Origin of the sequence: Actinoplanes sp. NBRC 103695 (assembly GCF_030269485.1) — a bacterium.
Lineage (GTDB): Bacteria > Actinomycetota > Actinomycetes > Mycobacteriales > Micromonosporaceae > Actinoplanes.
Genome location: NZ_BSTL01000035.1, coordinates 46,078 through 68,948, shown reverse-complemented (window position 1 = coordinate 68,948; position 22,871 = coordinate 46,078). Strand labels below are relative to the sequence as shown.

Genomic DNA, 22,871 nt, shown 5'->3' with positions numbered 1-22,871 from the left:
GGAAAGCCATGCTCGCCACCTACCTCATCGGTCTGCGTGAGGGACTGGAAGCCACGCTGGTGGTCAGCATCCTCGTCGCGTTCCTGGTGAAGTCGGAACGCAAGGACCGGCTGGTCCAGGTGTGGGCCGGAGTCGGGCTGGCCGTGGCCCTGTCCGTCCTCTTCGGCTGGCTGCTCAGCTACACGTCGACCACCATCCTGCAGAAGTACCAGCACCGCGAGCTCTTCGAGGCGATCACCTCGATCGCGGCGGTCTGCTTCGTCACCTGGATGATCTTCTGGATGCGCCGGGCCGCCCGGTCCATCGCCGGTGAGCTGCGCGGCAGGCTTCAGGACGCGCTCCAGGTCGGCTCGGTGGCGGTCGGTGTGATGGCCTTCCTCGCCGTGGTCCGCGAGGGCCTCGAGACCTCGCTCATCTTCTACTCGGCCGTGCAGGGCGCTTCCAGCAACAGCGGGCCGTTGGTGGCTCTGCTGGGCGGGATCGTCTCGGCCGTCGTCATCGGATTCCTGATGTACGCCACGGCGGTGCGGATCAACCTGACGGTCTTCTTCACCGTCACCGGCGCCCTGCTCATCCTGGTCGCCGCCGGCATTCTCAAGTACGGCGTGCACGACTTCCAGGAGTCCGGCGTGCTGCCCGGGCTCACCGACCTGGCGTACGACATCAGCGGCGCGCTCGATCCCAGCGCCTGGTACACCGCCCTGCTGACCGGCATGTTCAACATCACCCCGACAGCCACCGTGCTCGAGGTGATCGCCTGGGTCGCGTACGGCGTGCCGGTGCTCTTCCTGTTCCTCTTCAGAAAACCCACCCCGGCGCCTGTGCCCGCGGCTCAGAAATAGGAGAACCATGCGACGCATGATCGTGTTTTCGGCGGCCGGAGTGCTGGCCCTCGCCGGATGCGGCGGGGGCGGTTCCGACGAGCCTGCCGCCACGGCCGAGGGTGGTCCGATCGCGGTCGCGGCGAACGACACCGCCTGCGAGGTGGGCCGTGCGTCGGCCGACGCCGGGACCAGCGTCTTCACCGTCACCAACAAGGGCCAGAAGGTCACCGAGTTCTACGTGTACGCCCCCGGCGACCGGGTCATGGGCGAGGTCGAGAACATCGCCCCAGGCCTCTCCCGTGAGCTGCACGTCGAGCTGCCGGCCGGCACCTACGAGACCGCCTGCAAGCCCGGCATGATCGGTAAGGGCATCCGGGCCGCGTTCGCGGTGTCCGGCTCGTCCGCCCCGCTGACCGACGACGCAGCCCTGGCCGCGGCCACCGACAGCTACTCGCGCTACGTGAAGAGCCAGACCGATGCGCTGCTGGTCAAGACCGAGGAGTTCGTGAACGCGGTCAAGGCGAAGGACGTCGAGAAGGCCAAGACGCTGTTCCCGATCGCGCGGACCTACTGGGAGCGGATCGAGCCGGTGGCCGAGATCTTCGGCGACCTGGACCCGAAGATCGACGGCCGCGAGGAGGTCGTCGAGGAGGGCATGGAGTTCACCGGCTTCCACCGGATCGAGAAGGACCTCTGGGCGGCGAAGCCGGACGTGAGCAAGGACGGCCCGATCGCCGACAAGCTGCTCACCGACGTCAAGGAGATCGTGTCCAAGGCGCAGGCCGAGAAGCTGTCCCCGCTGCAGCTGGCGAACGGTGCCAAGGGCCTGCTCGACGAGGTCGCCACCGGCAAGATCACCGGCGAGGAGGACCGCTACTCGCACACCGACCTGTGGGACTTCAACGCCAACGTGGAGGGTTCCAAGGCGGCCATCGCGTCGCTGCGCCCGGTGCTCGAGGAGCGTGACGCGGCCCTGGTGAAGACGCTGGACACCGAGTTCGGCAACGTGGACACCGCGCTGGCCAAGCACCGTGACGGCGACGGCTGGAAGCTGCACGACAAGCTGACCCAGGCGGACCTCAAGGAGCTGTCCGACGCGATCAACGCGCTGGCCGAGCCGATCAGCAAGGTGGCCGCGGTGGTGTCGAAGAAATGACCGACCAGGGCGTCTCCCGCCGGCGAGCCATCGCGCTCGCCGGCGTCGGCGTGGCCGGGGTGACCGGCGCGGTGGCGGTCGGCGGCGCCTTCCTGGCGCAGGCCGACGAAACTCCAGGGCCGGACGCGCGGGGCGCGGTCCCGTTCGACGGCGAGCACCAGGCGGGCATCACCACGGCCGCGCAGGACCGGCTGCACTTCGTCGCCTTCGACGTGATCACCAAGGACCGGGAGCGCCTGGTCCAGATGCTCAAGGAGTGGACGGCGGCCGCCCGCCGGATGGCCGCCGGGCAGGACGCCGGTCCGATCGGGGCGATGAACGGGGTGGCCGAGGCGCCGCCGGACGACACCGGCGAGGCGACCGGGCTGCCGCCGTCCGGGCTGACCGTCACGGTCGGGTTCGGGCCGTCGCTGTTCACCCGGTTCGGTCTCGCCGACCGGCGCCCGCCGGCGCTCGCCGACCTGCCGCACTTCCCCGGCGACGCGCTCGAGCCGGCGATCTCCGGCGGCGACATCGGCGTGCAGGCGTGCGCCAACGACCCGCAGGTGGCGGTGCACGCGATCCGCAACCTGGCCCGGATCGGCATGGGCGTGGTGAGCGTGCGCTGGTCGCAGCTGGGCTTCGGGCGTACGTCGTCGACCTCGACGTCGCAGGCGACGCCGCGGAACCTGTTCGGCTTCAAGGACGGCACCGAGAACGTCAAGGCCGAGGAGCCGGACATGCTCCGCGACCACGTCTGGGTGCAGGACGGCGACGGGCCGGCCTGGATGACCGGCGGCTCCTACCTGGTGACCCGCAAGATCCGGATGCTGATCGAGACGTGGGACCGTTCGCCGCTGGCCGAGCAGGAGATGATCGTCGGCCGGCACAAGGGCAGCGGCGCGCCGATCGGGCAGGCGAAGGAGTTCGACGAGATCGACCTGGCGGCCAAGGACGACGAGGGCGAGCCGCTTGTGGCCGAGACCGCGCACGTCCGGCTGGCGCACCACTCGACCAACGGCGGCGCCCGGATGCTGCGCCGCGGCTACAACTTCGTCGACGGGTCGGACGGGCTGGGCCGGCTGAACGCGGGACTGTTCTTCATCGCCTACCAGCGGGATCCGGCCAAGGCGTTCATCCCGGTCCAGCGGAGCCTGGCCCGCAAGGATGAGATGAACGAGTATCTGCGTCATGTCTCCAGCGCGATATTCGCCTGTCCACCGGGCCTGACCAGCGCGGAAGACCACTGGGGGAGAGGGCTGTTCGCGGCTTGATCACCCCCGGGTACCACGCCGTCTGAGGAGACAGTGCAATATTGGACCGCATGAGAGCCCGTGTCCTCGTTGTCGATGACGATCCGGCGCTCGCGGAGATGCTTGGCATCGTTCTGCGCAGCGAGGGATTCCTGCCGTCGTTCGTGGCCGACGGCGAGCGCGCGCTCGCCGCATTCCGCGAGAGCCGGCCGGACATCGTGCTGCTCGACCTGATGTTGCCCGGGATGAGCGGGATCGACGTGGCCCGGGCGATCCGCACCGAGTCCGGCATCCCGATCGTCATGCTGACCGCCAAGAGCGACACCGTCGACGTGGTGCTCGGCCTCGAGTCCGGCGCCGACGACTACGTCGTGAAACCGTTCAAGCCCAAGGAACTGGTCGCCCGGATGCGGGCCCGGTTGCGCCGTGGTGAGGACGCCGCGCCCGAGATGCTGACCATCGGGCCGCCCGGCAACCAGATCACCATCGACGTCCCGGCGCACACCGTGTCCCGCGACGGCGACGAGGTGAAGCTCACGCCGCTGGAGTTCGACCTGCTGGTCGCCCTGGCCCGCAAGCCGCGCCAGGTGTTCACCCGCGAGGTGCTGCTGGAGCAGGTCTGGGGTTACCGGCACGCGGCCGACACCCGGCTGGTCAACGTGCACGTCCAGCGGCTCCGGGCCAAGATCGAGCCGGACCCGGAACGCCCGGAGATCATCCTCACCGTCCGTGGGGTCGGCTACAAGGCGGGCACCGGCTGACCGGCGGGGAGCGCTAACCTTGCCGCGAGATGCGCGCTCCTGCCTGGCTTCCGATGCCCCTCCGCCGTGCCCTGAGGGTGGTGCGGCGGTACTGGCGTGTCGTCCTGCGCCGCCTCCGCGTCCTGCTCGCCCCGGCCCGCAGGCAGTGGCGGCGCTCGCTCCAGCTCCGCGTCGTCGCCATCACCCTGGTCGCGTCCAGCGTGATGGTCGCGGCGTTCGGCTGGTTCGTGGCCTACAAGAGCGCGGACATTCTGCTCAACCGGGCACAGGACGAGGTCTTCGCTCAGGGGCGTAACAAGCGGGCGGTGGCCCAGGAACAGCTCAGCGTCCACGTCTCGCCGGTCGACGCCACGCTCACCCGCACCCTCGAGAACACGATCAACCTGCTGGCCGACGGCGGCGATCCGACGGCCGGCAGCGGCGCGGTGGTGACGATCCAGTCGGCGCGTTTCTCCTCGATCCGCCCGTACCCGTCGGCCAACGTCGACACCAGCGAGCTGATCACGCCGGGGATGGTCCAGGAGGTCGGCAACGACGGCGCCGAGGCGTACCAGATCCGCACGGCGGTGGTCAACGGCGTCGAGACCAAGTTCCTGGTGTACGGGACTCCGGTGCCGACCCGCTTCGGTCAGCTGGAGCTCTACTACCTCGTGCCCCTGACCACCGAGGACCGGGCCGCCAACCAGATCCGGGCCACGGTGCTGGCCACCGGCTTCGCGCTGGTGATCCTGCTCGGCGTGGTCGCCGCCCTGGTCACCCGGATGGTGGTCACCCCGGTGCGGGTGGCCGCCCGGACCGCCCAGCGGCTCTCGGCCGGCCTGCTCGACCAGCGGATGAAGGTGACCGGCGAGGACGACCTTGCCCTGCTCGCCGCGTCGTTCAACCAGATGGCGGCCAACCTGCAGCGGCAGATCGTCCGTCTGGAGGAGATGTCCCGCCTGCAGCGGCGGTTCACCTCCGACGTGTCCCACGAGCTGCGCACGCCGCTCACGACCGTACGCATGGCCGCGGACCTGATCTTCTCCGAGCGCGAGGACTTCGACCCGGCGGTGGCGCGCAGCGCCGAGCTGTTGCAGGCCGAGCTGGACCGCTTCGAGAGCCTGCTCACCGACCTGCTCGAGATCAGCCGCTTCGACGCCGGTTTCGCGGCACTGGACTCCGAGCACGCCGACCTCAACCCGATCGTGGAACGGGTGACGGAGGGGCTGGCCGGCCTGGCCGAGCGGGTCGGCGTCACCGTCGTGCTGCACCTGCCGGAGAGCCCGGTGATCGCCGAGATCGACCCGCGCCGGGTCGAGCGGGTGCTGCGCAACCTGGTCGGCAACGCCGTCGAGCACGCCGAGGGCCGGCCGGTGCAGGTGACCGTCGCCAGCGACGACGCCGCGGTGGCGATCACCGTGCGCGACCACGGCGTGGGGCTCAAGCCGGGCGAGGAGCGACTCGTCTTCAACCGTTTCTGGCGGGCCGACCCGTCCCGCGCCCGGCAGACCGGCGGCACCGGCCTCGGCCTGTCGATCAGCGTCGAGGACGCGCGGCTGCACGGCGGCTGGCTGGAGGCGTGGGGCGCGCCCGGCGAGGGCTCCCAGTTCCGGCTCACGCTGCCGGTCCGCGCCGGTGACCGGCTGGTGGCCGCGCCGCTGCCGCTGATCCCGCGCGACCGCGTGCTCCCCACCGCGGAGGTGACCCTGTGAAGCGAGGGCTTCTCGCCGCTGTTCTGGCCGGCACGCTGCTCGCCGGCGGCTGCGGCATCCCGGACGACACCGAGGTCCGCCCCCTGCAACCGGGCCCGGCCGGCGGCGAGATCAACGTCAACGCGCAGGGCGCGGAGCGGGTGCGACGCGAGGACACCAGCGTCGTCAAGGACTTCGTGACCAACTACCTGGCCGCCGCGGCCGGTGAGCAGAAGAGCGCGGTCGACCGGGTCAAGGAGTTCCTCAGCTCGCAGGCGCAGGCCACGTTCCGCCCGCCGGACGGGATCAAGGTGATCCGGGTGATCGGCCAGCCGCTGGCCAACCCGGACGACCCGAACGTCACGATCAAGTACCGGGAGATCGGCGTCCTGAAGGCCAAGGGCATCCTGGAGCCGGTCAACAAACCGGAGGAGCAGACCGCCAGGTTCAACATCGGGGCGGTGAACGGGCAGTCCGGCATCTTCGTCCGCGAACTCGCGCCGGCCCTGCTGCTCAGCGACACCGCCCTGAAGCGTTACTACAAGCGGCAGACGATCTACTTCTGGAACCAGGAGCGCTCCGGCCTGGTGCCCGACGTGCGCTACATGCCGACCAGCGTGCCCGAGTCGGCGCGCCCGACCGAGGTCATCGACTGGCTGACCAGCGGGCCGCAACCCTCGATCGCCAGCCTCGTCGAGGCGCTGCCGGACGACACTAAGCCGATCGGCAACGTGCCGGCCGTCACCAACCAGACGCTCCAGATCAGCCTGCCCGGCCAGGTGCTGCCGCAGGACGACCAGCCCGGTGCGCTGCAACGGCTCCAGCAGCAGTTGCGCTGGTCGCTGCGCCCGATGCCGGCGGCCACGCTGGCGCTCTCCATCGAGCACCAGACGTACACCTACACCGACAGCGACTACCTCAACGTCAACCCGGCGTACCAGCAGACCGAGCCGGAACGCTTCGCCGTCTACAACGGGCAGATCGTGCGGCTGGCGCAGTCGTACCGCTCGGGTGAGCCGGTGCCGATCATCCGCCCGCAGGACAACCGTGGCATCGTGTCGGCCGCGCTGGTGGTCTCCGGCAGCCGCTCCTATGCGGCGCTGGTGGTCAGCGAGCGGGACGGCAAGCAGTCGCTCAAGGTCGGCGCGGCCGGCACCGGCGATCAGGTGACGCTGACCCGGGCCAGACTCTCCGGCACGCCCGGGCGCCCGGTCTGGGCCAGGTCCCCGAACGGCACCGATCCGGGGACCAACGGGCTGATCACGATGGGCGGCAAACTCTTCAGCTTCCCGGCGGGCGGCTTCTCCTCGCGCCGGCCCGGCCTCACCGCCGTGCAGTGGCCGGACGGCCCGCTCGCCGCGGTCACCGCGGTGGCCGTCGCACCCGACGCGCACCGGATCGCGCTGATCGCCGGGGGCCGGCTCTACGTGGCCGGGCTCGGCCTGGGCGACGGCGTCCTCCAGGTGATCACGCCGCGCGCCATCCGTACCGAGCTGCGAAACCTGACCGCGGTCACCTGGAGCAGCCAGGAGTGGCTCACGCTGTCCGGTCTCAAGCCCGACGCCGACCGGTACGCGATCATGGACGTCCCGATCGACGGCTCCGAGTACAGCTACCGCCAGGACGACCTCGGCTCCAACCCGGTGACCAACCTGACCTCGCGGCCGGCCAACGCGGCCCGCAGCGACGAGAACTCCGGCGCGGTCGCCTACATGATCGGCAGCGCCGCGTACGACGAGCAGAAGACGGCCCGGATGGCGGTCGACGACCTCGCCGAGAAGATCGCGAACCCGCCGAAGGACAAGCTGCCGACCTCGCCGTTCTTCCTCAATTGAGCCTGCTGCGCGAGCTTGCCGACCTGGTCCTGCCGGGTTCGTGTGCAGGGTGTGACGCGCAACGGGTGCCGTTGCGTCACGGGGTGTGTGCGACGTGCGTGGCAGAGGTGGAGGGGCTGCGGCCTTATGCGACGGCGCCGGTCCCGCCGCCGCCCGGGATGCCGTACTGCGTGACGGCCGGTGCCTACGGTGGCGCGGTGCGCGGGATGTTGCTGGCGTACAAGGAACGCGGCCGGCACGGCCTGGCGCGTCCGCTGGGCGCCGTGCTGGCCGGCGCGGTGGCCGAGATCGCCCCGGAGCGCGGCCGGCCGTTGCTCCTCGTGCCCGTGCCGTCCACCGCCGCAGCGCGGCGTGAGCGTTTCGGTGACCACATGGCGCGACTGGCCACCCACGCTGTCCGTCGTCTCCGCGCAGCGGGCTGGGAGGCTTCGGTCGCGCAACCATTGCGCGCGGAAGCCCGTCCGGACTCCGCGTCACTGGACGCATCCGCACGGCGGGTTGCGGCTGAGAATTCGCTGCGAATCCGGCAAAGCCGAATCGGTGTTCCGGCCCGCCGGAACACGATGAGGAGCACGCTGGTGGTGGTGGATGACATCGTCACCACCGGGGCCACGCTCGCCTCAGCGGCGAGCCGGCTTGAGGAGGCGAACATGCAGGTCGCAGGCGCCGCGGTCATTGCCGCCACCCGGCTGCGGAAGACAGTGCCGCAGCCGCCCGCCGGCCGGGCGTCCCGTCGGGTGCCCGGACACTCTCGCCATGCGGGTGGTTCTCCCAACGAGGGGTGACGCGGGAGCGTCGGCAGGTTAGCGTCTTGATGACGAGGGTAGGCACGAGTTCCTACCCGCCACCCGGAACGAGGTTCTTCCGCAGTCGCGTCTCTGCACCAACGTTGGGGGAGGTCACGAGTGGACATTGTCGTCAAGGGCCGCAACGTAGAGGTTCCCGAGCATTACCGGGAACATGTCGCCGACAAGCTGAGCAAAGTCGAGCGGTACGACCAGAAGCTGATCAGAGCCGACGTGGAGCTCTTCCACGAACGCAACCCGCGGCAGGCCGACAAGTGCCAGCGCGTCGAGATCACGGTTGCCACCAGGGGCCCCGTGGTTCGCGCCGAGGCCTGCGCCAAGGATTTCTACTCCGCCCTGGACGCCGCCATCAGCAAGCTGGACGCCCGGCTGCGCCGCGCCGCCGATCGCAGGCGCGTCCACCGCGGGCGCCACGCCCCAGTGTCGGTGGCAGAGGCCACCGCTGGGCTGCCGACCGATCTGCCCGACTTCGAACCGCCCGCCCAAGAAGCGGAGCAGGTTCCCGCCGCGCTCGCGGAACACGACGACGCACAGCCGTGGCGCATCGTCCGCGAGAAGGAACACCCCGCGGACCCCATGACGGTGGACGACGCCCTCTTCCAGATGGAGCTTGTCGGCCACGACTTCTACCTGTTCCACGACAAGGAGAGCGGCCGGCCCAGCGTCGTCTACCGGCGCCGCGGCTACGACTACGGCATCCTCTCCCTGGAACAGACCGGCTGACGCTGAGCTGACCGGCTCCGCTTCGCTCCGCGGATTTCGCCTTGTAGCCGGTGCGATGACTCGCGGTTTTCCGTCGTCCGCAAACCCGGCGGACGGCGGAAAACCGCGGGCCATCGCACCGGCGGCTAAATCCCCACCTCTTTCAGTACGTCCTCGGGAAGGAGGACGTACTGGAGGTCGTCCTGGCGGGTGCCGTCGGCGTTGGGCAGCCGGGAACGCATGAAGGCCTCCCGGTGGAAACCGGCCCGCTCCAGCACCCGCTGGGAACCCAGATTGGTCGGCAGGGTCCCCGCGATCAGGCGGGCGATGCCGGTCTCCGCGAACACCCACAGTGAGAGCAGCTTGGCCGCCCGGGTCGTGTAGCCACGGCCTCGCCACTCGGGCAGCTGGCTGTAACCGATCATCGCCTGGCCGGTCGGCGGCTCCATGTAGAACAGGCCGATCCCACCCGTCGGCGTGCCCGTCGCGGCGTCGACGATGACCAGGTCGGCGCGGATGCCGGCGAGCCAGTGGGCCTCCGCCGAGTCGCATCGGTGCCGCATCGCGGCGGCCGACGGCGCCACCGGTGGCACGCTCGTCTCGATCACGTCGCGCACGTTGTGCAGGGCCGCGTAGAAGTCGTAGTCCGCCGGGCCGAGTGAACGCAGCGTCACCACGCCGTCGGTCAGTTCGCCGCCCGGGAGGTCCGGCAGCAACCGCGGCGTGGCACCGGGCGGGTCGCCGGCCAGCCTGGTCCAGACGACCGCGTCCACCCGCTCGTCGCCGTCGGGGAGAGCGGCGCGGCGTACGCCCTCGCGCTGGTAGCCGGCCGCGATCGCGACCCGCTGCGCCACCGAGTTGTCCCACCGGGTGATCAGCTCCAGCCGAGCCCAGCCGCCCTCGTCGAACGCCCAGCCGCTCAGCGCGATCAGCGCGGCGGTGGCGACACCCCTGCGGCGGGCCTCCGGCAGCACCCAGAAGCCCGTCTCGGCCTGCCCGCGTCCCCGGTCCGGGTGATCCAGCGCGATGCTGCCCAGGAGCCGGTCGGTGGCCGGGTCGGCGATCGCCCACAGTCCGCCGCCGGCGCCGAACATGCCCGGCGCGGCCTCCTTGAACGCCGCCGCGCCGGCCCGGTCGGCCGGTGGCGGGAACGGGCCGTCCGCCAGGCCGGCCAGCTCGGCGAGCTCGGCCTCGGCGAGCGGACGGAGGCGTACCCCCGTGCCGTTGATCTCACTGCCGTTGATCTCCGGAACGCTCACGCGGCCGCCTTGTCTGTGCTCAGCATCGAACCCACCCAGCAGTCATAACGGCGGCCGTCCTCGGCGAGCGACTGCCTCAGCAAGCCTTCCACGGTGAAGCCCGCCTGCTCCGCGACCCGCCGGGATCCCTCGTTGCCGACCTCCGCGCGCCACTGGACGCGCACCAGCCCCAGCTCGGCGAAGCCCCACCGGGCGAGCTCACGGAGCGCGGCCGAGGCGTACCCCTGGCGCCTGGCCCGCGGCGCGACCAGAAATCCCACCTCGCCGATCGCCGGGTCCTTGCCGTCCACGCGGAGATCGGCGGTGCCCACCCAGGCGTCGTCACGATCCGTCACCGCGAAGATCGCCTCACGTCCGCGCGCCCACTCCAGCGGCGCGTCGTCCACCGGCTGACCGGCGCCGTACCACCGCCTGCTGCCCGCGTCGGCGTAGGCCACGTCGATCGCCGCCCGGTCCCGCTCCGCCGGGGGACGCAGCCGCACCGGCCCGGCGTCCAGGGTCGGCTGCTCCGCGCCGAAGATCCTCGCTTGGCGGCGCACCGCCGGGTCCGGTTCGTGCCCGGCCCCGGTGAGTTCCGAGGGTACGAGCGCAGCGATCCACTCCTCGACGCGCCCGGGACGTATCCCGATCATGGCGAAGCCCAGCCGCAGCCCGACCAGCCGGGACGCGTGGTTGCCGACGGTCGCCCGCCAATCCACCCGGGCCAGCCCCAGATGCCCGAAACCCCAGGTCAGCAGCGCTCGCGAGGCATGCTCGGAGACTCGCCGGCCGCGCGCCCACGGTGCCGACCAGTAACCGAGCTCGGCGACGCCACGTTCGAGATCCAGCCCACGGAGGTCGACACTCCCGAGAAACGCGCCGTCGGTGGCGTTCACCACGGCGACGGCGACCGCCCGGTCCCGCCCGTTCAAATCGATCATGTCGGCCACGAACTTCTCGGCGTCAGCCCGCGGGAACGGCCGGTGCAACCGGGACCAGTGCGCCAGCACCGGGTCCTGGCAGGCACGATGCACGTCGGCGGCGTCCGCCGGGCGCCACGAGCGCAGCAGCAGATCGCCGGCCGGGATCTCCAAGGAATCCACGCGGCCATCATGCCCGCTCCGCTCTCAGCGAACTGCCAGTGTCGTTTGGTGCCATTTGCGCGGTTAACAAGGGGCTCGGCTCACGCCTGGCACCATGAGACGCCTACCATGGTTCGGCAGACTGTTTAGGGGAGCGCTGACCCGTGTCGATATTTGAAAAGGTCCTGCGCGCCGGCGAAGGCCGCATGGTGCGCAAGCTCAAGGCGATCGCTGACGCGGTCAACTCGATTGAGGATGACTACGTCGATCTGACCGACGACGAGCTGCGGGACCTCACGCAGCAGTACAAGGAGCGCATTGCCGACGGCGAGTCGCTCGACTCACTGCTGCCGGAGGCGTTCGCCACCGCCCGCGAGGGGGCCCGGCGAGTGCTGGGTCAGCGTGCCTACGACGTCCAGCTGATGGGCGGCGCCGCGCTGCACTTCGGCAACATCCCCGAGATGAAAACCGGTGAGGGCAAAACCCTGACCGGTGTGTTCCCCGCCTACCTCAACGCGTTGAGCGGCAAGGGCGTGCACATCATCACGGTCAACGACTACCTCGCCCAGCGCGACGCCGAGTGGGTGGGCCGGGTGCACGTCTTCCTCGGCCTCACGGTCGGGGTGATCCTGCCCAACCGGCCCTCGGCCGAGCACCGTGCGGCATACGAGTGCGACATCACGTACGGCACGAACAACGAGTTCGGCTTCGACTACCTGCGCGACAACATGGCGTGGTCGGCCGCCGAGCTCGTCCAGCGCGGCCACAACTTCGCCATCGTCGACGAGGTGGACTCGATCCTCATCGACGAGGCGCGGACCCCGCTGATCATCTCCGGTCCCGCCGAGCACTCGCAGCGGTGGTACGGCGAGTTCGCCGCGATCGTCAGCCGCCTGCAGAAGGGCAAGGACGGCGAGCTCGACTACGAGGTCGACGAGGCCAAGCGCACCGTCGCCATCACCGAGCGCGGCGTCGCCCGGGTCGAGGACCGGCTCGGCATCGACAACCTGTACGAGTCGGTGAACACTCCGCTGGTCGGCTACCTGAACAACGCCATCAAGGCCAAGGAGCTGTACAAGAAGGACAAGGACTACATCGTCAACGAGGACGGCGAGGTCCTCATCGTCGACGAGTTCACCGGCCGCATTCTGCACGGCCGGCGGTACAACGAGGGCATGCACCAGGCCATCGAGGCGAAGGAAGGGGTGGAGGTCAAGCAGGAGAACCAGACCTTGGCGACCATCACCCTGCAGAACTACTTCCGCCTGTACGACAAGCTCGGCGGCATGACCGGTACGGCGCAGACCGAGGCCGGCGAGTTCAACAAGGTCTACGACGTCGGCGTCGTCAGCATCCCGACGCACCGGCCGATGATCCGCATCGACCACCCCGACGTCATCTACAAGACCGAGAAGGCCAAGTTCGAGGCCGTCATCGAGGACATCGCCGAACGCCACGCCACCGGCCAGCCGGTGCTCGTCGGCACGGTCAGCGTCTCGAACTCGGAGATCCTCTCCACCCTGCTGCGCCGCCGGGGCATCCCGCACAGCGTGCTGAACGCGAAGTTCCACGCGCAGGAGGCGACGATCATCGCCCAGGCGGGTCGCAAGGGCGGGGTCACGGTGGCCACCAACATGGCCGGCCGCGGCACCGACATCCTGCTCGGCGGCAACCCCGAGTTCCTCGCCTCGTCCGAGCTCGCCCAGCGCGGCCTCGACCCGGTCGAGTCGCCCGACGAGTACGCGAAGGCACTCGAGGAGGTATTGCCGGCCTGGAAGGAGGCCTGCGACGCCGAGGGCGCCGAGGTGATCTCCGCCGGCGGCCTGTACGTCCTGGGCACCGAACGCCACGACTCCCGCCGCATCGACAACCAGCTCCGCGGTCGTTCCGGCCGGCAGGGCGACCCCGGCGAGTCCCGCTTCTACCTGTCCCTCCAGGACGACCTGATGAAGCGGTTCCGCGCCGGTGCGGTCGAGGCGGTCATGGAGCGCTTCAACATCCCCGACGACGTGCCCATCGAGTCGAAGATGGTCACCCGGCAGATCCGCAGCGCGCAGACCCAGATCGAGGGCCAGAACGCCGAGATCCGCAAAAATGTCCTCAAGTACGACGAGGTCATGAACAAGCAGCGCCAGGTGATCTACGCCGAGCGCAAGCGCGTCCTCGACGGCGAGGACATGCACGACCAGGCCGGCCACATGATCGACGACGTGGTCACCGACATCGTGTCCGCCGCCACCGCCGATGGCTACGCCGAGGAGTGGGACCTCGACCAGCTGTGGACCGCCCTCAAGCGGCTCTACCCCGTCACGATCACCATCGACGACATCGTCGAGGAGAGCGGCGGCGAACGCAGCAGCATCGACCGCGACTTCCTCATCGAGCAGCTGAAGCAGGACGCCCAGGCGGCCTACCGCACGCGCGAGGAAGAACTCGGCGAGGAGGGCATCCGCGAACTCGAGCGGCAGGTCCTGCTCGCGGTGATCGACCGCAAGTGGCGCGAGCACCTGTACGAGATGGACTACCTGCAGGAAGGCATCAGCCTGCGGGCGTACGCCCAGCGCGACCCGGTGGTCGAGTACCAGCGCGAGGGCTTCGACATGTTCAACCAGATGATGGAGGGCATCAAGGAGGAGGCGGTCGGCTTCCTCTTCAACCTCGAGGTGCAGGTCGAGGAGCAGCCCACCGTCACCGTCGACCCCAGCCAGGCGGTCGCACTCCCCGGCTCGGCGGCCCAGGCCCCCGAGGTCGGCGTCCGCGCCAAGGGCCTCGGTGGCGACCGCCGCCCGCAGAACCTGCAGTACACGGCACCCGCCATCGACGGCGAAGCGGGCGACGGCGCACCCGTCATCCAGCAACAGCCGTCGGCACCCGCCCTGGGCATCGGCGCCGGGGGCTCACCGGTCCCGGCCAGCCCCGCCCACACCAGCGCCGCTCGCGCACGGACGGCCCGCAACAACCCGGCCCAGGCCGAGTCGAACGGCCCGTCCCGCAACGCGCCTTGCTACTGCGGCTCGGGCAAGAAGTACAAGCGCTGCCACGGCGCCCCCGGCGGACCCGCCTGACAGACGCCGACGCTGCCCGCCCGGGCGGCTCCCGCTCCGGCGGGTCTTCCCGGGCGGTGGGTCCAAACGTCGTTCCCGCCTGACAGACGCCGACGCTGCCCGCCCGGGCGGCTCCCGCTCCGGCGGGCCTTCCCGGGCGGTCGGTCCAAACGTCGTTTGAGGCGCGTCCGGGTCTTGCGCGGGGCCGCGTGCCTGGGCCTCGCGCGGGGCGCGTGTCCGGGGGCCTTGCTTGGGCGCGTGTTCTGGCTTGCTTGGGGCGCCTGTCTCGGCCTTGAAGCGGGTGTCCGCGGCCTTGGTTGAGGCGCGCGTCGGGTCGTGACCCCGGAACAGGTGCACCAGGGGGCTGCCCTCGGGTGCGGGTCCGGCTTTGCTCCGGCCGCGCGTCTGGTTCTTGCTCCACGCGGCCCGTCCGGTCTTGTTCCGGGCGGGCCGTTCGCATGAGTGACAGCAGCGCCCGGCCGGTATCGGCCGGGCGCTGCTGCCTTGCGGCGTCGGTGTCGCGCGGTGCGGCCTGCATCCTCGCGCGCGCCGGCCCGGCGGTCCCCTCGCCGTAAAGAACCGCTACGGGCCACCCGACACCCCGCACCGCCGCAGCCCACGGGCACGTGCTGCGCCGGGCGGTCGTGTGGCCCAGGACGTCCGCCGCCCCTGTGCACGGCGGCCGCCCCGGGGGTCGGTCAGAGCGGCCGCCCGTGGCGGCGGCCCCGAGAGTCGGTCAGAGCAGCCGTGTGGCGCGGCCGCCCCGGGAGTCGGTCAGAGCAGCCGTGTGGCGCGGCCGCCCCGAGAGTCGGTCAGAGCAGCCGTGTGGCGCGGCCGCCCCGAGAGTCGGTCAGAGAGCGGCGTGTCGCTGGCCGTCCTGGGGGTTGGTCAGAGGCGTGTGGCTGGCCCCCTGGGGTTGTCAGAGCCGGCAGCCCTGGGGGTTGGTCAGAGCAGTCGCGCAGCTCGGCTTCGTCGCCGCCGCCCGGTGGCCACGCGGCCACCCTGCGGTGGGCTGTCAGAGCAGTCGCATGGCGGCGGCCATCCATCTCCGGCCCTGCAACTCCATGCGCAGCGCCATGGCCCAGGTGCGCTCGCCGGTGAGCAGGAGGATCGTCGACTCGACGGCGCCTGGGCGCGGCTCGCAGAAGTGGAACTTCATCACGTCCACCGCACCCCGCCGCGGAAACTGCCGGAGCGAGGCCTCACCCCGGCCGGATCGGTGAGCGACCGGGCCCTTGGAGGTGCCGTCGGCAGGCTGCGTGCAACCACCCCGCTGCACGAACCCGCCTCGCCCCTCGCCTCGCCCCTCGCCTCGCCCCTCGCCTTGCCCCGCGCCGCGACCTTGCGGCACCGAGTGGGCGGGAGGAGTGCCGCCGGCCCGCTGCCCTGGCACTCGTGGTGCGCCGCCGGCTCGCGGCCCCGGCACTTGCGGCCCCGGCACTTGCGGCCCCGGCACTTGCGGCCCCGGCACTTGCGGCCCCGGCACTTGCGGCCCCGGCACTTGCGGCCCCGGCACTTGCGGCCCCGGCACTTGCGGCCCCGGCACTTGCGGCGTAGCGGCCGGTTGCGCGCTCGGGCCGGGCCGCGCGCCGGTGCTGCCTTGGTGGGGTCTGCCGGAGGTGGGGGGTGGCCGGCGCTGGCGTAGGCCGCCGGGGCCCGATCCCTTGCGGATCTCGGCTACTCGGGCGGTGCCTGCTACCGCTTCGGAGACGACGTTGGCGGCTTGTTTCGGGACGGTGAGTTTGGCCAGGTGGCCGGCCGGGCGGTAGCCGTTGAGCACCTCCACGAACATCTGCACGAACACTCGGACGGCCAGCTTCGCGTCGCCGGCTGTGCCCGCGGCCATGCGGGCTGAGGCGACCTGACGTGCCAACTGTTCGGCAGCTGGGGTTGGGGGTGGTTGCCACGTGCGGCCCGGGGTCGGCCAGTCGAGGGCCAACTGGTTCGCCGTTGCCCAGGCCCCGGGTTCGAGCTCGTCGTCGTAGGGCGGATCGACACTCGGCAGCGGCCGCACCTGAATCGGGGGTCGCGGTCCGTGCGGAGCGATCTCCACGGTCGTCATGACGGCATCAAACCCTTCGTTTGCCTACGTTTGCCTTCGAGAACCAAGCTTTTCTCGGACGGAGACACGGGTCAATGCCTGTGGATAACCCTGGTTCGGCTCGGCCGGAAGCGGCAAAAGGTGCGAAATGGCAGCAGACGAGGAGGCGCCGACCATCCCGGAGCGTGCGGCAAGGCGGAGGGCGCGAACGCGGGAATGGAGTGGGCGCGGCGAAAGCGCGGTGCGGGGTGCGGCAAAGTGGGAGGGGTGCGGCGAGCCGGAAAAGCGCGGCGAGGGCGCGGCGGGCTGGGGGAGCGCGACGCGGGGTTCGGTGGAGCAGGGCGGGGATGAGCGGCGAGGACGCTACTCCGGCTCGGGAGTGGAGAGCGGATTGTTGGCCACCCAGTCGGCCGTTTCCGCGTACCTCTGCTCGATGTAGTCCTCAAGCTTGGCGCGCTCGACGCGCCACTGACCGCGACCACCGATCTTGATCGCGGGAAGTTCGCCGCTGCGGACCATGTGGTAGACCTGCGAGTCGGAGACGTTCAGCTCGGCCGCCACATCGGACAGCAGCATGAACCTGGACTCCACCGAACCCGTCTCCTCGCGCAGCAGCCTCGAAACCTCAGTTTGCCACCGTTTGCCTCCGGTGGCCGTGCCAACCTTGACGCAAGACTAGTCCACGGCGATGGCGCGCCCGGCGAGGGGGCTCGAGTAGACCACGCTCGTCGTGACCGAGCCCAGACCGGCGATCCGGCCGTTGACCTCCTCGAGGTGCCGCATCGACCGGGCCAGCACCTTGAGCACGAAGCAGTCCTCGCCGGTCACGTGGTGCGCCTCGATGATCTCCGGCGTGGTGTCGAGCAGTGCGTGGAACGGCCGGTAGTTGCCGGTGGGATAGCGCAGCCGCACGAACGCCATCACGCCCAGCCCGACCTGTTCCGGCGAGACGACCGCCCGGTAGCCGGCGATGACGCCCGCCTCCTCCAGCCGCCGCACGCGCTCGGCCACCGCGCTGGGCGACATCGACACGGTGCGCGCCAGGTCGGCGAAGCTCGCCCGCCCGTCCTCCTGCAGCGCGGCGAGCAAGGCCCAGTCCGTCCGATCCACGGTCACGCCGCCAAACTACCGTTGATTCCCCCGTCAATGCACCCCCAAGCCGTCGTCCGAGCATGTGAAAACGCAGATCAACCCCATAATTTGGTACGCATGAAAGCGACCGAATTCTTCGAAGCCCGCCTCGCCTTCCAAACCGATGTCGCCGATGTGCGGGCGGCCCTGCAGCAGCGGGAACACATCCGGGTCGTCGACAGCCGCAGCCCGCAGGCCTGGGACCAGGGGCGCATCCCGGGCGCGATCCGGCTGGCCGATCTGCCCGACGATGACGGGACGCCCGTGGTCACGTACTGCTGGGGTCCGGGTTGTAACGGAGCGACCAAAGCCGCGCTGGCTCTCGCCCAGCGGGGTTACCAGGTGCGGGAGATGCTCGGCGGTATCGAGTACTGGATCCGGGAGGGCTTCCCGGTGGACTCCGCGGACGGCGAATCGCGTCGTTCGCCGGACCCGCTCACCGCGCCCGCCTGCGGTTGCTGATAATGGCTGCGTGCCGATCACCGACCTGGTTCGTGTCTACCTGCCGGCCACCCTGCCCATGCTGGCGGAGCTGAAGGCCGCGGGGCGGCTCGGCGACGGCGCGTCGGTCGCGCACGCGGTCACACCGGGGCTGCGTGAGTGGTACGCCGAGGGTGACGAGGAGGAGCTCGAGTACGTCGCGTTCACCCGTGCCGCCCAGGCCTCGCTGTCGCTGCTCCGGGCCGACCCGGACGCCCCGCGCCGCCGGGTCGTGGTCTCGGCCGACGTGCCCGCGACCGCCCTGGTGCGGGAGGGCGGCGAGCTGGGCTCGAGCACGGTGGGCCTGCCTCAGCCGGTCTCGCTGAAGGAGGTCGCCGCGATCCACGTCGACGCCCCGGAGGCGGCCGAGGACATCGCGGCGGCGGTGGATGTGGTCGAGGAGGCCCAGGCGGGGGACGAGGACGCCCAGTTCACCGTGGACGGGGCGGAGGATCACGAGCTCGCCTGGTACGTGGTCGGCGAGCTCGACGACCTGCTCTGAGTTCGCTTCCGATTTCCGATTTTCCGCGCTGAGTTGATCTTGGCGTTTCGCGCGCGCACCGCCACCTCCCCCACCCCTGTACTGGGCGGGTCGAACGTAGGGGTCGGCTACGACAATTTCGGGCGGCTGTCCACAGGCGTGGTCACGCCAGGAAGCGGAGCAGCCAGGGCAGGGTGGCGTGCATGGCGGTCAGGTCGCCCGCGGCGGCCATCGCCTCACCCAGGTAGTCGCCGTGGGTGCCGGGGACGATCATCAGGCGGGCGCCGGGGATCAGGGCGGCCATCTCCACCGTGTGGGCGTTGGTGGCCACGTCGCGGTCGGCGGCCAGGATCAGCGTGGGTGTGGTGATCGACGCCAGGTCGTTCGGTGGCCAGTCGACGAAGTTTTTCATCTGGCCGCTGTCCAGGTCGAACAGCTGCTGCTGGTGGGCGGGGTCGGGGTTGAGGGCGGCGTCGGCGTCCCGGTAGAGCTGGGGCATCGACTCCAGCGTGGCCTGGGCCATGCCGTCCCAGAATCCGTCCACGAGGCCGTCGCGGCGGTAGAAGGCGGACGCCACGATCTGGCGGCGGATCAGCCCGGGGTGGCGCATGGCGAGACGCAGGGCGACGTTGCCGCCGTTGCTGAAGCCGAGCACGTCCACCGGGCCCAGGTCGAGCTCGCGGAGCACCTCGGCGACGTCGTCGGCGGAGTTCTCGAAGGTGACCGTGCCGCCGGTCCACGGGGAGCGGCCGTGGCCCTGGAGTTCGACCGCGACCACCTGGCGGGTCTTGGTGAGCTCGGGCAGCAGCGCGGACCAGTTGGTCTCGATCGTCGACCCGCCGCCGTGGATCAGCAGCAACGGCACCGTCCCGGCGACCGCTGACCCGTGGACCTGGCTGTAAAGGCTCATTCCGGGACCACCTCGGGGGAGGCCTCGCCCGCGGGGGAAGCGGAGGGAGCAGGCGAGGCAGGATCGGATGCGGGAGAGGAAGGCGGCGACAGGGCCGGGGCGGCGGGCTTGAGGGTGCGGCCGACCGCGATCGTCGCCGTGATCGCGCCGACGAAGAGGATGATCATGGCGCTGTTGAGGCGGGCGCCGCTGAGCATCTGCTGGACGGTCTTCTCCAGTTCGGAGACGCGGCCGGCCAGGTCGAGCACGCGGGCCCCGGCCGTACGCGTCAGCACCTCGCCGACGACCAGCAGCAAGCCGGGCCCGGCGCCGGCCGCCGCGAACCACGTCCACCGCAGCCCGGAGGTGCGGAGCAGCCGGTAGACCAGAATCCCGGCCGCCACCCCGCTGAGCACCGCCTGGGTGAGCGAGTAGCCGTTGGCCGCGCCGACCTGCGAGGCGGGCGAGTCGCCGGCGCCGAACATGCCGAACACCACGCCCTGCGCGAAGGTCAGGAGCACCCCGACCACGAAGACCAGGATGCCGGCCCAGCACACCGCCGCGATGACCCGAGGAGGGCGGATCCCGCCGAGCGCCCCGCCGATCGTGGCGGCCGCGGCGATCGAGCCGGCGACCACGGCGTACACCCAGCCCTCGGTGTTGATCGTGAGCATGACCAGCGCGCCCAGCACGCCCAGCAGCAATCCCGCACCGATCGCGACCGCGAAGCGGGTCGTGGCGCCGAGGGGCCGCCGGCGACCGATCAGGCCGACCACCGCCAGGGCGACGGCCGCGCCCGCGATCAGGCTGGCCGAGAGGGCGCCGGGCAGCGCGTACGCCGTGGAGGTGACCTCCATGTAGACGTCCGACCGGCCGGTGATGGTGGCCCGGGCCGACCACAGCAGCCCCGCCATCCACAGCAATCCGGCGATGGCGAGCGCCAGCCCGCGGAACGAGGCACCCTCGGTCGTGACGGTTGTCTCCTCCTGCGCGCTCATGAGGCCTCAGGGTACGCGCCGCCGGACGCGCTCCGGTGCGAGGATTAGGCCGATCCCACAAGGAGCTAGATAGGAGACCGAAGAGATGGACGCCCAGATCTCCGTGCCGGTGCCGCACAACGAACCGGTGCGCGGCTACGCCCCGGGCAGCCCGGAGCGAGCCTCGCTGCAAGCGCGGGTGGACGCGATGAAGGGCGACCGGCTCGACCTGACGATGACCATCGGCGGCAAGCAGACGATGGGCGGCGGCGAGCGGATCGACGTGGTTCAGCCGCACCGCCGGCACGACGTGCTCGGTCAGACCGGCAACGCCACCAAGGCGGACGCCGCGGCGGCCGTGGAGGCGGCTCGCAAGGCCGCGCCGGAGTGGCGGGCGCTGCCGTACAGCGAGCGGGCCGCGGTCTTCCTGCGCGCCGCCGAGCTGCTCTCCGGCGGCTGGCGGGACACGCTGAACGCGGCGACCGTCCTCGGTCAGTCGAAGTCGGCGCAGCAGGCGGAGATCGACGCGGCCTGCGAACTGATCGACTTCCTGCGCTTCAACGTCGCGTTCGGCCAGCAGATCCTGGGCGAGCAGCCGCAGTCGTCGGTGGGCGTGTGGAACAGGTTCGACCACCGGCCGCTGGAGGGGTTCGTCTACGCGATCACGCCGTTCAACTTCACCGCGATCGCGGGCAACCTGCCGTCGGCGCCGGCGCTGATGGGCAACACGGTGATCTGGAAGCCGTCGCCGACGCAGCAGCTGTCGGCGCACTTCACGATGCGGCTGTTCGAGGCGGCGGGGCTGCCCCCGGGCGTGATCAACATGGTCACCGGCGACGGGCTGGCGGTGTCCGACGTGGTGCTCAGCGACCCGGACCTGGCCGGCATCCACTTCACCGGCTCGACGGCGACGTTCCGGCACCTGTGGCGGACGGTGGGGGAGAACATCGAGCGGTACCGGTCGTACCCGCGGCTGGTCGGCGAGACCGGCGGCAAGGACTTCATCTTCGCGCACCCGAGCGCCGACGTGGACGCTCTGCACACGGCGATGGTTCGCGGCGCCTACGAGTACCAGGGTCAGAAGTGCAGCGCCGCTTCGCGCGCCTACATCCCGCGGTCCATCTGGGAGGGCGGGCTGCGGGATCGGCTGGCGGCCACGGTCGCGAGCATCCGGTACGGCGACGTGACCGATCTGTCCATCTTCGGCGGCGCGGTGATCGACGGCCGGGCCTTCGCCAAGCACGCGTCCGCCCTGGACCGGATCAAGAACAGCGCCTCGTGCACCGTCCTGGCTGGTGGCACGGCCGACGACCGGGAGGGCTGGTTCGTCGCGCCGACGCTGGTGGAGTCGACCGACCCGACACACGAGATCTTCACGACCGAGTTCTTCGGACCCATTCTCGGTGTGTACGTGTATGAGGACGGTGACTTCGACACTGTGGTGGCTCAGGCGGAAGCGGTGTCGCCGTACGCGCTGACCGGGTCGATCTTCGCCACCGACCGGAGGGTGCTGGACGCCGCCGCGGGGGCTTTGCGGTTCGCGGCCGGCAACTTCTATCTCAACGACAAGCCGACCGGTGCGGTGGTGGGGCAGCAGCCGTTCGGCGGCGCCCGGGGCAGCGGCACGAACGACAAGGCCGGGTCCGTTTTGAACCTCTACCGGTGGGTCTCGCCGAGAACCATCAAGGAGACCTTCGAGCCCCCGGTCGACTGGCGATACCCGCACATGGGGTGATTGCCCCAGTTTAGGCGCCGCTGCGTCAATCCACGAATGGTTGACGCGGCGGCGTGCCTCATATGCCCGATTACTCACTGCGATCGCCGTCTGGGCGAATCACTGTGCCATCTTATCGCGTGACACTGATCCACATGGGTAAAACGCCCGGTCACGACCCTCGTGGTCGGACTGTCTGTGCGGGACAGTCGCTTGTGGAGACGCAAAATGGACGGATCGGGCGATATCCTGGACGCCGGGCGAACAAAGTGGCAGCTTAGAAGCCATGCCCGACACTCAGATCAACCCAACAGCTGCTGCCCTCTTGGGCCTGCTACACGAGGGCCCGATGACCGGCGGTCAGCTTATGGCGGCTGCCGAACGCCGTCTCGGGCCGTACTGGTCGATGACGCGGAGCCAGGTCTACCGCGAACTACCCGTGCTCGCCGAGATGGGATTCGTCCGACTAGGCAAGCCGGGACCAAGGTCCAGCCAGCCCTATGCCATCACCGCCTCCGGCAAGCGTGCGTTCAGCCGGTGGCTCGCCGAGTCGCCCGGCCGTGACGCGATCCGTAACCCGGTCGCCCTGCGGGTCGCCTTCGGCCAGCAGCACTCCGGCAACCAGCTGAAGTCGCTCTACACCGGTGCCAACGAGTACCACTCGGAGGCGCTCGCGATGGCCCGCGAACAGGCCAAGGAGGCGAAGAAGGCCGGCGACCAGTACGGCGCCGCCGCCCTCGAGTTCGCCGTCGCCTACCACAAGGCCGCCCTGAGCTGGCTGAAGGTAGCGCCCGCAGAGTGATGGTCC

At 70.6% G+C, this 22,871-nt stretch carries 20 protein-coding genes; 13 read left to right on the top strand and 7 right to left on the bottom strand.

What is annotated here, in order from left to right:
* Nucleotides 1-8: 8 nt before the first annotated feature.
* From efeU to hpf, 8 genes are all read left to right on the top strand, one after another.
* On the top strand, nt 9-842 hold the full coding sequence (efeU, locus tag QSK31_RS41330) for an iron uptake transporter permease EfeU (protein ID WP_285690331.1): 834 nt from the start codon (nt 9-11) through the stop codon (nt 840-842).
* Between the two features lie 7 nt (nt 843-849).
* A complete protein-coding gene (gene efeO / locus QSK31_RS41325; RefSeq protein WP_285690330.1) occupies nt 850-1,980 on the top strand; it encodes an iron uptake system protein EfeO in 1,131 nt (376 codons plus the stop codon).
* Nucleotides 1,977-3,233: an iron uptake transporter deferrochelatase/peroxidase subunit gene (efeB, locus tag QSK31_RS41320; RefSeq protein WP_285690329.1), complete on the top strand. Its 1,257-nt coding sequence runs from the start codon at nt 1,977-1,979 to the stop codon at nt 3,231-3,233. The genes efeO and efeB overlap by 4 nt, the downstream gene beginning before the upstream one ends.
* Nucleotides 3,234-3,283: 50 nt before the next feature.
* A complete protein-coding gene (mtrA, locus tag QSK31_RS41315; protein WP_212986338.1) occupies nt 3,284-3,973 on the top strand; it encodes an MtrAB system response regulator MtrA in 690 nt (229 codons plus the stop codon).
* Nucleotides 3,974-4,026: 53 nt separating this feature from the next.
* The gene (mtrB, locus tag QSK31_RS41310; RefSeq protein ID WP_285690328.1) at nt 4,027-5,664 is read left to right on the top strand and encodes an MtrAB system histidine kinase MtrB; all 1,638 of its coding nucleotides are present in this window, start codon (nt 4,027-4,029) and stop codon (nt 5,662-5,664) included.
* Complete coding sequence (locus tag QSK31_RS41305; RefSeq protein ID WP_285690327.1) at nt 5,661-7,478, top strand: LpqB family beta-propeller domain-containing protein; 1,818 nt, start codon at nt 5,661-5,663, stop codon at nt 7,476-7,478. The genes mtrB and QSK31_RS41305 overlap by 4 nt, the downstream gene beginning before the upstream one ends.
* Complete coding sequence (locus QSK31_RS41300) at nt 7,475-8,263, top strand: ComF family protein (protein ID WP_285690326.1); 789 nt, start codon at nt 7,475-7,477, stop codon at nt 8,261-8,263. The genes QSK31_RS41305 and QSK31_RS41300 overlap by 4 nt, the downstream gene beginning before the upstream one ends.
* Nucleotides 8,264-8,383: 120 nt before the next feature.
* Entirely contained in the window at nt 8,384-9,007 is a 624-nt protein-coding gene (gene hpf, locus QSK31_RS41295; RefSeq protein ID WP_285690325.1) for a ribosome hibernation-promoting factor, HPF/YfiA family, read from the top strand.
* A gap of 125 nt (nt 9,008-9,132) precedes the next feature.
* On the opposite strand, the gene QSK31_RS41290 is transcribed toward hpf, so the two are convergent.
* Both QSK31_RS41290 and QSK31_RS41285 read right to left on the bottom strand, forming a co-directional pair.
* Nucleotides 9,133-10,245 (bottom strand): GNAT family N-acetyltransferase, encoded by a 1,113-nt coding sequence (locus tag QSK31_RS41290; RefSeq protein ID WP_285690324.1) that lies wholly within the window; start codon nt 10,243-10,245, stop codon nt 9,133-9,135.
* The gene (locus QSK31_RS41285; protein WP_285690323.1) at nt 10,242-11,327 is read right to left on the bottom strand and encodes a GNAT family N-acetyltransferase; all 1,086 of its coding nucleotides are present in this window, start codon (nt 11,325-11,327) and stop codon (nt 10,242-10,244) included. The genes QSK31_RS41290 and QSK31_RS41285 overlap by 4 nt, the downstream gene beginning before the upstream one ends.
* A 143-nt stretch (nt 11,328-11,470) precedes the next feature.
* Here QSK31_RS41285 and secA point away from each other — a divergent pair, with 143 nt between their 5' ends.
* Nucleotides 11,471-14,371, top strand: a complete 2,901-nt coding sequence (secA, locus tag QSK31_RS41280) for a preprotein translocase subunit SecA (protein ID WP_285690322.1) — start codon at nt 11,471-11,473, stop codon at nt 14,369-14,371.
* 994 nt (nt 14,372-15,365) lie between these two features.
* Here the strand turns inward: secA and QSK31_RS41275 are convergent.
* From QSK31_RS41275 to QSK31_RS41265, 3 genes are all read right to left on the bottom strand, one after another.
* Nucleotides 15,366-16,142 carry an Rv3235 family protein gene (locus QSK31_RS41275; RefSeq protein WP_285690359.1) on the bottom strand — a complete coding sequence of 259 codons (777 nt, stop codon included), beginning with the start codon at nt 16,140-16,142 and terminating at the stop codon, nt 15,366-15,368.
* Nucleotides 16,143-16,754: 612 nt separating this feature from the next.
* On the bottom strand, nt 16,755-16,967 hold the full coding sequence (locus QSK31_RS41270; RefSeq protein WP_285690358.1) for a helix-turn-helix domain-containing protein: 213 nt from the start codon (nt 16,965-16,967) through the stop codon (nt 16,755-16,757).
* Nucleotides 16,968-17,066: 99 nt separating this feature from the next.
* Nucleotides 17,067-17,507, bottom strand: coding sequence for an Lrp/AsnC family transcriptional regulator (locus QSK31_RS41265; RefSeq protein WP_285690321.1), 441 nt, complete (start codon nt 17,505-17,507; stop codon nt 17,067-17,069).
* 93 nt (nt 17,508-17,600) lie between these two features.
* Between QSK31_RS41265 and QSK31_RS41260 the strand changes: the two genes are divergently transcribed.
* Together QSK31_RS41260 and QSK31_RS41255 are read left to right on the top strand one after the other, a co-directional pair.
* On the top strand, nt 17,601-17,984 hold the full coding sequence (locus QSK31_RS41260) for a rhodanese-like domain-containing protein (RefSeq protein WP_285690320.1): 384 nt from the start codon (nt 17,601-17,603) through the stop codon (nt 17,982-17,984).
* 16 nt (nt 17,985-18,000) lie between these two features.
* Nucleotides 18,001-18,504 carry a DUF6912 family protein gene (locus tag QSK31_RS41255; protein WP_285690357.1) on the top strand — a complete coding sequence of 168 codons (504 nt, stop codon included), beginning with the start codon at nt 18,001-18,003 and terminating at the stop codon, nt 18,502-18,504.
* A gap of 142 nt (nt 18,505-18,646) precedes the next feature.
* On the opposite strand, the gene QSK31_RS41250 is transcribed toward QSK31_RS41255, so the two are convergent.
* Entirely contained in the window at nt 18,647-19,393 is a 747-nt protein-coding gene (locus QSK31_RS41250) for an alpha/beta fold hydrolase (RefSeq protein WP_285690319.1), read from the bottom strand.
* Nucleotides 19,390-20,370 carry a hypothetical protein gene (locus QSK31_RS41245; protein WP_285690318.1) on the bottom strand — a complete coding sequence of 327 codons (981 nt, stop codon included), beginning with the start codon at nt 20,368-20,370 and terminating at the stop codon, nt 19,390-19,392. Before QSK31_RS41245 ends, QSK31_RS41250 begins: the two co-directional genes overlap by 4 nt.
* Nucleotides 20,371-20,455: 85 nt before the next feature.
* On the opposite strand from QSK31_RS41245, the gene pruA reads away from it, so the two are divergent.
* Both pruA and QSK31_RS41235 read left to right on the top strand, forming a co-directional pair.
* Nucleotides 20,456-22,084, top strand: a complete 1,629-nt coding sequence (gene pruA, locus QSK31_RS41240) for an L-glutamate gamma-semialdehyde dehydrogenase (protein WP_285690317.1) — start codon at nt 20,456-20,458, stop codon at nt 22,082-22,084.
* A gap of 265 nt (nt 22,085-22,349) precedes the next feature.
* The gene (locus QSK31_RS41235) at nt 22,350-22,865 is read left to right on the top strand and encodes a PadR family transcriptional regulator (RefSeq protein WP_285690316.1); all 516 of its coding nucleotides are present in this window, start codon (nt 22,350-22,352) and stop codon (nt 22,863-22,865) included.
* Nucleotides 22,866-22,871: the final 6 nt, after the last annotated feature.